This is a genomic window from Caballeronia sp. INDeC2 (assembly GCF_023631325.1).
In the GTDB taxonomy this organism is placed as follows: Bacteria; Pseudomonadota; Gammaproteobacteria; order Burkholderiales; family Burkholderiaceae; genus Caballeronia.
Genome location: NZ_JALQDG010000040.1, coordinates 61,170 through 74,200, shown reverse-complemented (window position 1 = coordinate 74,200; position 13,031 = coordinate 61,170). Strand labels below are relative to the sequence as shown.

At 62.9% G+C, this 13,031-nt stretch carries 9 protein-coding genes; all 9 read right to left on the bottom strand.

Features of this window, described 5'->3' with window-relative positions; all coding sequences use genetic code 11:
- Nucleotides 1-6: 6 nt before the first annotated feature.
- Complete coding sequence (locus tag NCS28_RS24800; protein ID WP_250516422.1) at nt 7-675, bottom strand: response regulator; 669 nt, start codon at nt 673-675, stop codon at nt 7-9.
- A gap of 44 nt (nt 676-719) precedes the next feature.
- Nucleotides 720-2,567, bottom strand: coding sequence for a type IV pili methyl-accepting chemotaxis transducer N-terminal domain-containing protein (locus tag NCS28_RS24795; protein ID WP_250516421.1), 1,848 nt, complete (start codon nt 2,565-2,567; stop codon nt 720-722).
- A gap of 18 nt (nt 2,568-2,585) precedes the next feature.
- A complete protein-coding gene (gene narI / locus NCS28_RS24790) occupies nt 2,586-3,269 on the bottom strand; it encodes a respiratory nitrate reductase subunit gamma (RefSeq protein WP_250516420.1) in 684 nt (227 codons plus the stop codon).
- Nucleotides 3,266-3,943 carry a nitrate reductase molybdenum cofactor assembly chaperone gene (narJ, locus tag NCS28_RS24785; protein WP_250516419.1) on the bottom strand — a complete coding sequence of 226 codons (678 nt, stop codon included), beginning with the start codon at nt 3,941-3,943 and terminating at the stop codon, nt 3,266-3,268. The genes narI and narJ overlap by 4 nt, the downstream gene beginning before the upstream one ends.
- Before the next feature lie 13 nt (nt 3,944-3,956).
- Nucleotides 3,957-5,510 carry a nitrate reductase subunit beta gene (narH, locus tag NCS28_RS24780; protein WP_250516418.1) on the bottom strand — a complete coding sequence of 518 codons (1,554 nt, stop codon included), beginning with the start codon at nt 5,508-5,510 and terminating at the stop codon, nt 3,957-3,959.
- Nucleotides 5,507-9,214 (bottom strand): nitrate reductase subunit alpha, encoded by a 3,708-nt coding sequence (locus NCS28_RS24775; protein ID WP_250516417.1) that lies wholly within the window; start codon nt 9,212-9,214, stop codon nt 5,507-5,509. The genes narH and NCS28_RS24775 overlap by 4 nt, the downstream gene beginning before the upstream one ends.
- A 143-nt stretch (nt 9,215-9,357) precedes the next feature.
- Nucleotides 9,358-10,746: a NarK family nitrate/nitrite MFS transporter gene (locus NCS28_RS24770; RefSeq protein ID WP_250516416.1), complete on the bottom strand. Its 1,389-nt coding sequence runs from the start codon at nt 10,744-10,746 to the stop codon at nt 9,358-9,360.
- A 2-nt stretch (nt 10,747-10,748) separates the two neighbouring features.
- Nucleotides 10,749-11,999 (bottom strand): MFS transporter, encoded by a 1,251-nt coding sequence (locus tag NCS28_RS24765; RefSeq protein ID WP_250516415.1) that lies wholly within the window; start codon nt 11,997-11,999, stop codon nt 10,749-10,751.
- A 231-nt stretch (nt 12,000-12,230) separates the two neighbouring features.
- Nucleotides 12,231-12,971 carry a PA3715 family protein gene (locus tag NCS28_RS24760; protein ID WP_250516414.1) on the bottom strand — a complete coding sequence of 247 codons (741 nt, stop codon included), beginning with the start codon at nt 12,969-12,971 and terminating at the stop codon, nt 12,231-12,233.
- Nucleotides 12,972-13,031: the final 60 nt, after the last annotated feature.

Here is a 13,031-nt window from a genome sequence, read left to right as displayed (position 1 = left end):
GAACATTCAGGCGGCTTCCGTCGGTTGCGCCGTATCGTGCCCGACTGCGTATATCGCGACCTGCACGCGGCTCGTCAGATTGAGCTTGCGCAGGATGTTGCGCACGTGGATCTTCACTGTGCTTTCCGCGAGCATCAGCGTGCGCGCAATTTCCTTGTTGCTCGCGCCGCGCGCCAGTTCGCGCATGATGTCGCGCTCGCGTGTCGTGAGTGGATCGGCTGCGGCGGCAGGAGCCGAAACCGGCGCGGCCTTCGGTGCGCGCATGCTGGCGATGAGCTTCGCCGTCATGTCGTCGGCGATGACGGGATGACCCGCCGCCGCTTTGCGGATCGCGCTGGCGAGCGTCTCGGTTTCGATGCTCTTGAGCAGATAGCCGCACGCGCCATCGCGCAATGCGAGCGCGAGTTCCTCGAGATCCTCGGAAACGGTCAGCATGAGCACCGCGGTTTCCGGCACGTCCTGCACGAGCAGCTTCAAAGTTTCGAGCCCCGAAAGCCCGGGCATGTTCAGATCGAGCAGGATCACGTCCGGACGAAACTGCTTCGCGCGCTTCAGGCCTTCGAGCCCATCGGCTGCTTCGCCGACGATTTCGAAATCGGATTGACGCTGCAAGATGGCGTGAACGCCTGAGCGGAACAGCGCGTGATCGTCGATCAACAGAATGCGGATGGTCATGACACAACTCGAATCAGCTTTCGAAACCAGCGCGCGACTTTCGTTCATGCAGCCTGACGCGCCGGGCCCGGCAAGACGAGTTCGACGCGCGCGCCGCGCCCGGGCGCTCCGGTCAACCGAAGCGTGGCGCCGAGCCGTTGCGCGCGCTCGCGCATGATGTGAAAGCCGACATGCGTCTCGCCAAGGACGGCCATCTCCTCTGGATCGTATCCCTGGCCATCATCCTCGACAAGGAGGCTAAAGTCGCGATCATTGACGATAGTCACACTAACGCGCTGCGCCTCCGCGTGCTTACGAATGTTCGAGAGCGCCTCCTGCAGAATGAAAAGCGCCTGCAATTGCTGATCCGGCGGCAAGGGCAGGCCGCCTTGATCGCGATAGTCAAGCGTGGGCACGACGCCTGTCTGCATGCCGAAACGTTCGATAGATTCATTTACCGCGCGCCTGAGTTCGCCGCTGCCGAGCTTCGTGCGGAAGTTCATGAGAAGTTCGCGCACGTCGACATAACTTTCGGCCACACCGCCCGCGAGCAAGGGCACGATCTCGCGAATCTCGTCCATGCGTGCTTCACGCGTGGCGGCGTCGAGCAGATGCACCTGCATCTTCAGAAAGTTGAGGCTCTGCGCGATGCTGTCATGCAAGCCTTGCGCGACTAGATTGCGCTCTTCCGACACCGCGAGTTGCCGCGCGAGCGCCGCGTTCCGTCTGCTCTTGAGCGCCGTGCCGAAATGTGCGCCGAGCGTTTCGAGCAGTTGCGCTTCCGACGCGGGAATGATCCGCGCTGCCCTGAAATGCAGCGAGAACGCACCGAGCTTTTCGCCTTGCGAAACGATGTCGAACGCCGCCACGCTCACGAAGCCCGCGTCCCGGCAAGGCCGTTCGTCGCATACGCAGCCGTCGGCGGCAAAGCAGCGTTCGTCCTGAAGCAACGCGGCGGGCAGCCCTTCCGAACCGATCAGACGCACCTGACCGTCTTCGGTGACGAGACGAACCGCCGCGCCGTCCGCGTCGAATTGACGCGTGAGGCGCGTGAGAAAGCCGCGGCATAGCGCATCGACGTCATTCGACTGATTCAGGAACGCCGCCATTTCATAGAGCGCCGTGAGTTCGCGGTTTTGCGCGGCGAGCTCCGCCGTCTTCGCATCGACGCGGCCCGCGAGATCGCGATAGAGGGTCTGCAATTCCGCGGCCATGCGGTTGAAGCCTGCCGCAAGATGTCCTAACTCGTCTTGCGTTTCGACGGGCAGGCGTGCGTCGAACTCGCGTGCTTCGATGCGCGCGAGCCCTTCCTGCAAGCGCTGCACGGGCACGACGATCCATAGATGGAGCAGGTAGACGATCGCCGCGGTGCCCAGACACGCGACGGCCGCGAGCGCCATCTGCGACGTGCGCAGCCACGCGGTCTTGCGCGCGTTTTCCCGCTCGATCAGACCAACGAGTTCGTCCGCGCCCGTGACAAAAGTGCGCAACTCCAGCAGATAGCGCGATACGGCTTGCGGTTCGGCGGCCATGCCTTTGCGCACTTCGGGTTCGAGCTGCGTGCGCCACGAATTTTCGACATGATCGAACTGGCGGCGCACGTCGGTATCGTCGGGAAGAAAGAGCGGTCGTGCCGGATCGCCTTTGCGCAGGCGATCGAGCGTCGCGTTCATCTGCTCGATCTGGAACAGCAACATCGGCTCCGAAGACTTCGGGCGCTGCATCAGGACGATCGCCACCGCGTTCGCGCGCATGCGCAGGCTACCCGCGTCGTTGATCGCCGCGCCCGCGCCCTGGAGTTGCCACGATAACCAGAGCGTACCGCCGATCATCGCGAGCACGAGGACGAGCGACACCATCGACAACGTGACGATGCGTGTAGTCAGACGTTCGCGAAACGACGGCAATGACATGCTGCGTTGTTGACGGATTCAGCGGCTGCGGACCAGTTGCCACGCGCGTCCGAGATAGCCGAGCGAAGCGAAGCCGCTCCAGACGTGCACGAGACGCGTGAACGGGAAGATCACGAACAGACTCATGCCCATGAACAAATGTACGCGGAAGAGCAGCGGCGCATCTGCGACATAGCGCGCGGCATCGGCTCTGAACGTGACGATGTGCTGCGCCCAGGTCATGAGGCGCACCATCATCGAGCCGTCTATGTGACCGGCGGATACGCCGATCGTCGAAAGCCCGAGCAGCAGCGTGATCAGAATCCACAGCAACAGCACGCGGTCGCCGATCTTCGTCAGTGCCGAAAGGCGCACGCTCGTCAGGCGACGATGCAGCAGGATCAGCAGCCCGGCGAGACACATCGTGCCCATCACGCCGCCCGCGACCATCGCGATTACCTGCTTGACGCTGTGCTCGATGCCGAGTGCGTCCCACACCGCGACCGGCGTGAGCAAGCCGACGAGGTGTCCGAAGAACAGCCCCAGAATTCCGACGTGAAACAGGATATTGCCGAGCCTGAGGTTGCCGCGTTCGACGAACTGCGTGCTGTCCGCCTTCCACGTGTACTGCTCGCGCTCGAAGCGCACGAGGCTGCCGAACAGGAAAATGCTGGCGGCGATATACGGATAGATGCCGAACACGAAGGCGTTGAACAGGTTCATCGTGCGTCCTTTGTGATGGGTGCGCCCGCGCCGGCCGCCGATGCGCCGCGCGGATGAAAGCGAATGGTATGCGTGTCCGGTCGCGCATGGGGCGCGAGCAGCGGCTCGACGCCGTCCGGACCCGGCCCGAAGGTTTCGAGCATCTCGTCCATGTCGCGCACGGGCGGCTGCGCGAGCGGGCGCGGCTCGATCGTGGCGAGCTCACGCAAGACGGCGAACACGGCTGCATAAGGGCTTTGATCGCGCGCGAGACGCTCTCCGATTGCATCGAGCACGTGAATCGCATCGTCGAGCAATGACTGCGCGCGATCCGGTTCGACCGCGCCGAGCACTTCGAGAAAGAGCGGCACGTAATCGGGCAATTCGTTCGATGCGACATCGAGGCCGAGACCGCGATACTCGTCGAGCAGATCGACCATCGCCTGACCGCGATCGCGGCTTTCGCCGTGCACGTGCTCGAAGAGATGCAGCGAATGCGACGGATTGCGATCGAACGTGGCAACGTAGTTCTGCTGCGCGTCGATCAGCGGAAGCTTCAGCAACGCGATCAGCGGAGCGAGGCGCGTGCCTGCCTGCGGCCAGTCATGCAGCGCGGCTTCGATCTCCGGCAGCGCGTTGAGCAACGCGGGCTCCGGATAATCGAGCAGCGCGGAAAGAATGGGATAGAGCGACATGGTTATTCCTTGATCAACCGTCCGCCAGCGCTTTCTTGCGCGACTTCGGCAGCGCCGCGTAGCTTACTTCGCCATGCGTTCGCGATCCGAACAGCGATCCGTCCGACGTTCCCGGCGAGCCGCAATTACCGAACGAAAAGCCGCAACTGCCCTTCTCGTCGAAGCTGTCCTGCGCCATTTCCTTGTGCGACGACGGCACCACGAAACGGTCCTCGTAGTTGGCGATCGCCATCAACTGGTACATCTCTTCCACTTGCGATGCCGTGAGGCCGACGTTGTTCAGCACAGCGTCATCGCTCACGTTGTCCACGTTCTGCGCCCGCTTGTAGGCACGCATCGCGAGCATGCGGTCGAGCGCGGCGACGATCGGCGCTTCATCGCCCGCGGTAAGCAGATTCGCCAGATAGCGCATGGGAATGCGCAGGCTCTTCACGTCGGGTATGACACCGTTCAGTCCCATATGACCGGCGTCGGCCGCGGATTGAATCGGCGAAAGCGGCGGCACGTACCACACCATCGGCAACGTGCGGTACTCGGGATGCAGCGGGAACGCAACCTTCCACTCACACGCCATCCGATAAACCGGCGAGCGCTTCGCCGCGTCGAGCCAGCTTTGCGCGATGCCCTGGCGCGCCGCTTCGGCCTGCACTTGCGGATCGTGCGGATCGAGGAACAGGTCGAGTTGCGACTGATAGAGATCCGTCGTCGCTTCGACGGAGGCTGCTTCTTCGATGCGGTCCGCGTCGTACAGCATCACGCCGAGATAGCGGATGCGCCCCACGCACGTTTCCGAGCACACGGTCGGCTCGCCCGCCTCGATGCGCGGATAGCAAAACACACACTTCTCGGCCTTGCCCGACTTCCAGTTGAAGTACATCTTCTTGTACGGGCAGCCGGACACGCACATGCGCCAGCCGCGGCACTTGTCCTGATCGACGAGCACGATGCCGTCGTCCTCGCGCTTGTACACCGAACCCGACGGACACGACGCCACGCAAGCCGGATTCAGACAGTGCTCGCATAGGCGCGGCAGATACATCATGAAGGTGTTCTCGAACGTCGCGTACATCTCCTTCTGCACGTTCTCGAAGAGCGCATCGCGGCTGCGCGACTCGAATTCGCCCCCGAGATCGTCTTCCCAGTTCGGCCCCCAATGGATCTTGTCCATTTTCTTGCCGGTGATCGCGGACACGGGGCGCGCCGTGGGCGGCGTCTGCGAAAGCGGCGCGTTCTGCAGACGCGCGTAGTCGAAGGTGAACGGCTCGTAATAGTCGTCGATGGCCGGAAGATTCGGGTTCGCGAAGAGGTTCGCGAGCACTTTCAGCTTCGGACCCTGACGCGGTTCAATGCGGCCGTCGTTCTTGCGGATCCAGCCGCCGTTCCACTTCTCCTGGCGCTCCCACTCCTTCGGATAGCCGATGCCCGGCTTCGTCTCGACGTTGTTGAACCACGCGTACTCGACGCCATCGCGCGACGTCCACACGTTCTTGCATGTGACCGAACACGTATGGCAACCGATGCACTTGTCCAGATTCAAGACCATCGCAACCTGGGCGCGGATCTTCATGATGCTGCTCCTTCCTTGAGCCGGCCTTCGACCCAGTCGACGTTCTTCATCTTGCGCACGATGACGTATTCGTCGCGATTGCTTCCAACGGTGCCGTAGTAGTTGAAGCCGTAGGCCTGTTGCGCGTATCCGCCGATCATGTGCGTCGGTTTGAGCACCGTGCGCGTCACCGAGTTATGGATGCCGCCGCGCATGCCGCTCGTCTCCGCGCCCGGCACGTTGATGATCTTCTCCTGCGCGTGATACATCAGGCACATGCCGCGCGGCACGCGCTGGCTCACGACGACGCGCGCCGTCAGCGTGCCGTTCACGTTGAACACTTCCACCCAGTCGTTGTCCTTCAGTCCGGCCTCTTTCGCTTCCGCTTCCGAGACCCAAACGTGCGGACCGCCGCGCGACAGCGTGAGCATGCGCAGGTTGTCCGTGTAAGTGGAGTGGATACCCCACTTCCGGTGCGGCGTGATCCAGTTCAAGACGAGCTCATGTTCGCCGTTGGGCTTCGCACCGAGCATCGGCGAAATGGTCTTGGTGTCGATCGCGGGCTTGTAGACGCAAGAGCCTTCGCCGAAATCCAGCATCCAGCGATGGTCCTGATAGAACTGCTGCCGGCCGGTGAGCGTGCGCCACGGGATCAACTCGTGCACGTTCGTGTAGCCTGCGTTGTAGCTGACTTCTTCCGATTCGAGCCCGGACCACGTCGGTGCGGAAATGATCTTGCGCGGCTGCGCCTGCACGTCGCGAAAGCGAATCTTGTCATGCTCGCGGCCGAGCGCGAGATGCGAGTGGTCGCGTCCCGTGATCTTCGAGAGCGCTTCCCAGGCCTTCACGGCGACATGGCCGTTCGTTTCGGGCGCGAACGTGAGGATCATCTCGGCGGCATCGATTGCGGTATCGAGACGCGGACGCCCCTCGTTCTCGCCGGACAGCGACGCGAGCTCACCCACTTCATGCGCCGTATTCCAGTTGATGCCCTTGCCGCCGTTGCCGAACTTCGCAAGCAAAGGTCCAACCGACGTGAACTTGTCGTAGATTGCGTTGTAGTCGCGCTCGACGAGCGTCATCGACGGCGCGGTCTTGCCGGGGATAAGATCGCATTCGCCATGACGCCAGTCCTTCGGCTCGAACGCCTGTCCGAGTTCGCCGGGCGTGTCGTGCATGAGCGGCGTGCACACGAGATCGGTGCGCGTGCCGAGATGCTTGCCGCCGATCTCCGAGAACCTCTTGGCAATCGCCTTGTAGATTTCCCAGTCGCTCTTGCTTTCCCACAACGGCTGCACCGCTTCCGACAACGGATGGATGAACGGATGCATGTCCGACGTGTTCAGGTCGTTCTTCTCGTAGAACGTCGCGCTCGGCAGCACGATGTCGCCATACAGACACGTCGTGCTCATGCGGAAATCGAGCACGGTCAGGAGATCGAGCTTGCCTTCGGCGGCGTCGCGCACGTTCACTTCGCCGGGTTTGATCGCATCGGCTTCGTCGCCGAATAACGCGTTTTGCGTGCCGAGCAGATACTTCAGGAAGTATTCGTGGCCCTTGCCCGAGCTGCCGAGAATGTTCGAACGCCACACGAACATGTTGCGCGGGAAGTTCGCCGGATTGTCGGGATCGTCGCACGCGAAACCGAGCGCGCCCGACTTCAGTTGCTCCACCGTGTATTCGATCGGATCGCGGCCCGCGCGCTTCGCGGCATCGACGATATCGAGCGGATTCGCGCCGAGCTGCGGCGCCGACGGCAGCCAGCCCATGCGTTCCGACTTCGCGTTCATGTCGAGCATCGAGAGGTTCTCGTAGCGCGATTTGTCGGCGGTCGGCCCGAGGATCTCGTCCACGGCCACTTTCTCGTGGCGCCACTGGCTCGTATGGTTATAGAAGAACGACGTGCCGTTCATCTGGCGCGGCGGACGCGACCAGTCGAGCGCGAACGCGAGCGGCGCCCATCCGAATTGCGGACGCAGCTTTTCCTGACCCACGTAATGCGCCCAGCCGCCGCCGCTCTTGCCGATACAGCCGCACATCATCAACAGATTGATGATGCCGCGATAGATCATGTCGTTGTGATACCAGTGATTCAGCGCCGCGCCGACGATCACCATGCTCTTGCCCTGCGTGCGGTCCGCGTTGTCCGCGAACTCGCGCGCCACCTGAATGACGAGATGGCGCGGCACGGTCGTGTGCTTCTCCTGCCACGCGGGTGTGTACGGCACGTCGTCATCGTAGGATGTGGCGACGTTCGCGCCGCCGAGACCCTGATCCACGCCGTAGTTCGCCATCTGCAAGTCGTACACGGTCGCGACGCGCGCCCTCGCGCCGTCCGCGAGCGTGATGTGCTTCACGGGCACGCGGCGCGCGAGCAAGGCGTCGTGCTCCGTGCCGAAGTACGGGAAACTCACATCCGCCGCTTCGTCGTGCGCACCGACGAGCGACAGGCGCGGATCGATATCCCGGCCCGAGCCGCCGTCCTTCTGTTCGAGATTCCAGCGCCCGACCTTCGCGCCGTCGTCGTGATTCGACTCGCCCCAGCGAAAGCCGATCGTGCCGTTCGGCGCGACGATCCTGCCGCTCGTCTCGTCGATGACGAGCGTCTTCCATTGCGGATTGTTCGCCTCGTCGAGACCGTCCTGCAGTTGCGATGCGCGCAGGAAATGGTCGGGCACGAGCGTGCCTTCGTGTTCCCGCAGCACGACGAGCATCGGCATGTCGGTATAGCGCTTCACGTAATCGCGGAAATACGCGGATTTGCCGCTCGCGTGGAATTCCTTCAGTACGACATGGCCCATCGCCATGGCGAGCGCGGCGTCGGTGCCTTGCTTCGGCGCGAGCCAAATGTCGCCGAACTTGACCATTTCGCCGTAATCCGACGACACCGCAACCGTCTTCGTGCCCTTGTAGCGCACTTCCGTGTAGAAGTGCGCGTCCGGCGTGCGCGTTTGCGGCACGTTGGAGCCCCACACCATCAGATACGTGGAGTTGTACCAGTCCGCGGATTCGGGCACGTCGGTCTGTTCGCCCCAGACTTGCGGCGACGCGGGCGGCAAATCGCAATACCAGTCGTAGAACGACAGACACGCGCCGCCGATCAGGCTCAAATAGCGCGCGCCGGCGGCGTAGGAAACCATCGACATCGCGGGAATCGGCGAGAAGCCGATCACGCGATCAGGCCCGTACTTGCCGATGGTATGAGCGTTCGCCGCCGCGATGATCTCGGTCGCCGTGTCCCAGTCCGCGCGCACGAAACCGCCTAGACCGCGCACGCTCTTGTAGCGCTTCGCCTTCTCCGGGTTTTCGCAGATCGAGGCCCACGCCGCGACAGGATCGAGCGTCTTCCTCGCCTCACGCCACATTTCGACGAGACGGCCGCGAATCATCGGATGCTTCACGCGCTGCGCCGAGTACACGTACCAGCTATACGACGCGCCACGCGGACAGCCGCGCGGTTCGTGATTCGGCAGATCGGGGCGCGTGCGCGGATAGTCCGTCTGCTGCGTTTCCCACGTGATCAGACCGTTCTTGACATAGACCTTCCACGAGCAGGAGCCCGTGCAGTTCACGCCGTGCGTGGAGCGCACGATCTTGTCGTGCTGCCAGCGGCTGCGATAGCCGTTTTCCCATTTGCGGTCTTCGTTCACGACCGCGCCATGTCCGTTCGCAAACGTGGACTTGATGCGCGACATGAACTTCAGCCGATCCAGAAAGTGACTCATCCGTTTCTCCGGGCGTGGCGGACGTGCGCCGCCATGAATTCATTGATTCGAGTGTAGGGACGCGATGCGCGCGCGACCATTCCCCGAATGGGGCAATCGATTCGGCTCATGAGGACTAGCGCGCCTACGCCTTTAGGACTAGCTCAGCACGGCATGTCCGCATTGCGGCGCGCATAGCAGAACCACGTCACGGCCGCGCATATCGCGTAGAACGCGATGAAGCACAAGAGCGCGGCGTCGGGCGAGCCGGTGATGCTCATGGACGTGCCGAAGCTGCGCGGAATGAAGAAGCCGCCGTACGCGCCGATCGCGCCCGCGAAGCCCAGCACCGCCGCCGATTCCTTGCCCGCTTCGTGCAGCGCCTGCCGCTTGGCATCGTCGGCCTGGCCCTCGGCTTCGCGTTGCTTCTGCGTGAGGAAGATCACCGGAATCATGCGGAACGTCGAGCCGTTGCCGATTCCCGTCAGCGCGAACAGTGCGATGAACATCGCGAGGAAGCCCGCGAAGCTGCCGTCCGAGCCGCCGTGCGGAAGGAACGCCATCACGCCGAAGACCGCAGCGATCATCGCGATGAAGGTCCAAAACGTGACGCGCGCACCGCCGAGGCGGTCGGAGATCCAGCCGCCGACAGGACGCGTCAACGCGCCTGCGAGCGGCCCGAGAAACGCGTAGGCGGTGGGATTGACCGACGGAAACTCCGCCTTCGTCAGCAGCGCGAGTCCCGCCGAGAAACCGATAAACGAGCCGAACGTGCCGATATACAGCAGGCACATGAGCCAGTTGTGCTTGCGCCTGAAGATGACGGCCTGTTCCGCGAACGATGCCTTCGCGTCCGCGATATCGTTCATCCCGAACCATGCCGCCAGCGCCGAGATCACGATGAACGGCACCCAGACGAAGCCCGCGTTTTGCAGCCAGATACCGTGCTCGACGCCCTGCACGGTGTAGGTCCGACTCTCGCCGGCAAGCGCGCCGAACACACTCGCGGAAATGACGAGCGGCGTCACGAACTGCACGATCGACACACCGAGATTGCCGATGCCCGCATTCATACCGGTCGCGAAGCCCTTCTTCGCTTTCGGAAAGAAGAAGCTGATGTTGGCCATCGACGAACTGAAGTTCGCGCCGCCGAAGCCGCACAAGAGCGCGAGCAGGAGAAGCGTCGGATAGCTCGTCGACGGATCGCGCAGCGCGATGCCCATGCCGATTGCCGGAATCAGCAGGCTGGCCGTCGAGAACGCCGTGAAGCGCCGGCCGCCGAAGATCGGCACGAGGAACGAATAGAAAATGCGCAGCGTCGCGCCCGACACCGCCGGCAACGCGGTGAGCCAGAACAACTGGTCCTTCGTGAAGTGAAAGCCGGCTTTGTCGAGACTGACGACCACCACGCTCCACAGCGACCACACCGCGAAGGCCAGCGCCAACGCGGGAATCGAGATCCAGAGGTTGCGGCGGGCAACCGATTCGCCCGTCGCGCGCCAGAAGGCGGCGTTCTCGGGCTCCCATCGAGTGAGCAGATATCTTGATGACATGGCTAGTGTTTGGGTTGAAACGTGAAGTGCATGCAGATGAGACTGACGGCGGTGGCGCCGAACATCAGCATGAAACAGGTGGTGCGCACGCCGGTGAGATCGACGAGCACGCCGAAGAGGATGGGCAACAGGAAGCCGGCGAGACCGCCCGCGAGGCCGACGATGCCCGACACCGCACCGATATTCGCGGAGAATTCATCCGACACGAACTTGAACACGGATGCTTTGCCGACCGCCATCGCAACGCCCAGGACGAACATCAGCGCGGTGTACGCGACCGGTCCGGTCTCGATGTGAAACGTGCGTGGACCGTCCTTCGCGTGGACGACGAAATCCGTGACCGGATAGCTCAGCACGAAAAAGCACGCGAGCGCGATCCACATGACGATCCATGTGGTGCGATACGCGCCGAAGCGGTCGGACATCCAGCCGCCCACCGCGCGGAGCATGCCGCCCGGAAGCGAGAAGCACGCCGCGAAAAACGCGGCGCGTTCGATGCCGAAGCCGTATTGACTCACGTAGTACTGCGGCATCCACAATGCAAGGCCGACATAGCCGCCGAACACGACCGAGTAATACTGCGCGTAACGCAGCACGCGGCGGTCTTTGAGGACGGCCATCTGCGCGGCGAAGCCCGGTGCGCCTTCAATGCGATGCGCGGGGTCAGAGGCCGACACGCACCAGAAGACCAGCGCGGTGACGAGCATCGCGATCGAATAGACCTTCGGCACGATAGTCCACGTGCCCGCTGCGAGAATCAGCACGGGCGCGACGAACTTGGTGAGCGCGGCGCCCGAGTTGCCCGCGCCGAAGATGCCCATCGCGAGACCTTGGCGCGACTTCGAAAACCAGCGCGCGACATACGGCGTCCCGACCGAGAACGACGCCCCCGCAATGCCGACGAACAAGCCGAGCACGAGGAATTGCCACAGTTCGGTGGCGTAGCCGATCAGCCAGATCGGCACGACGGTGACGGCCATCGTGCAGAAGAACACGACGCGGCCGCCGAAGCGGTCGGTCCAGATGCCGAGGGGCACGCGCAGGAGCGAACCCGTGAGCACGGGCGTCGCGGCGATGAGGCCGAACTCGGTATCGCTGAGATGCAACTGCTTCTTGAGGGGAATGCCGAGGATGGCGAACACCATCCACACGGCGAAGCAGATCGTGAATGCGAACGTGCTGGCGCCGAGCACGCGCCATGCGCGCGTGTCGGCAGATGCTCTTGGATCGCGGGTTGTGTCGACGACGCTCATCGTCCTTTCCTTGTCGTTGCTGCTTTGTCGACAAGGGTACGGAGCGTCGCGCGAGACGCCTATCCGCCAAGCGGATGCGGCGGCGATGTGCCGCTAGTCAGTGCGGCGTAGTTCCGATGGCTTAGCGCGTTCGCGGTTCGCGCGAGCGTACTGACGGTGGGCCGGCGCGGCGGGCGTTCCGCGCGGTGGAATGAAACGGCGCGGTGAGGTCGAGGCCGCACCGTGCCGTTTTTAGTCCTGTCGCAGCGCCTTCGGAACGACGTAACGTCCGTTGTTGTATTCCAATGTGAAGTTCCTGCGCTTCGCCGGCGAATCCTCGTCTGCGCAGTTTTCGCCGACGCTTCCGTTCACGCTGTGTGTCGACTTTTCAGCGATTTTCAGAGCCGCGTATTCCTCGCGGCCCGCAGGACCGATATCGATCGTACGGGTCGTTGAATCGTGGTAGCCGTCACATGGGCCGTTGTTTTCCCCGCTGTAGCTCGATATAACGAGCCGGTCGACGAGCTTGCGCAATGTCTGACCTTCGACGGTGTAAAGGTTCAGCGACGTCCAGCCAAATGGATTCGGACGCGACGTGCCGTAGTAATTGACCCGCACGCCGAATGCACGATTTCCCGGCTTCAGTTGATACCGCGCAGTATCAAGTTCGATGCTGTCGACGCGAACAGCGTCGAACGTAATCGCGTCCGGCTCGTAGACGTGCGCGATCACCGAGCCGGATGCGCTGTCGGCCACGAGGATTTCCACATCGTCGGTTCCCTCGTCTTCGTTATTGGCCCTCCGGGGAAGGGGCAGTACGGCGAGCGTGAGATCCGGATTGGCCGGCCATTCCTTGCAAACGGCAAGCCTCGTGTCGAGGGTGCGCCCGTGGTGCAGTTTGTCCATCCATGTCTGCATGAAATCGGAACATGCGGCGTTGGCCAAAACGGGCGCCAGCAAGCTGGCGGCGAGAATCAGGATTTTCTTTTTCATGTTGTCGGATGCCTTCTGGAAATCGGCGCCCGCCGATAAGGCGTGCGCCGGACGAGCATT

Bases quoted from the DNA above. Each gene is read 5' to 3' on its own strand.
- NCS28_RS24800 (WP_250516422.1), bottom strand. From the start codon at position 675: ATGACCATCCGCATTCTGTTGATCGACGATCACGCGCTGTTCCGCTCA.
- NCS28_RS24795 (WP_250516421.1), bottom strand. From the start codon at position 2,567: ATGTCATTGCCGTCGTTTCGCGAACGTCTGACTACACGCATCGTCACG.
- narI (WP_250516420.1), bottom strand. From the start codon at position 3,269: ATGAACCTGTTCAACGCCTTCGTGTTCGGCATCTATCCGTATATCGCC.
- narJ (WP_250516419.1), bottom strand. From the start codon at position 3,943: ATGTCGCTCTATCCCATTCTTTCCGCGCTGCTCGATTATCCGGAGCCC.
- narH (WP_250516418.1), bottom strand. From the start codon at position 5,510: ATGAAGATCCGCGCCCAGGTTGCGATGGTCTTGAATCTGGACAAGTGC.
- NCS28_RS24775 (WP_250516417.1), bottom strand. From the start codon at position 9,214: ATGAGTCACTTTCTGGATCGGCTGAAGTTCATGTCGCGCATCAAGTCC.
- NCS28_RS24770 (WP_250516416.1), bottom strand. From the start codon at position 10,746: ATGTCATCAAGATATCTGCTCACTCGATGGGAGCCCGAGAACGCCGCC.
- NCS28_RS24765 (WP_250516415.1), bottom strand. From the start codon at position 11,999: ATGAGCGTCGTCGACACAACCCGCGATCCAAGAGCATCTGCCGACACG.
- NCS28_RS24760 (WP_250516414.1), bottom strand. From the start codon at position 12,971: ATGAAAAAGAAAATCCTGATTCTCGCCGCCAGCTTGCTGGCGCCCGTT.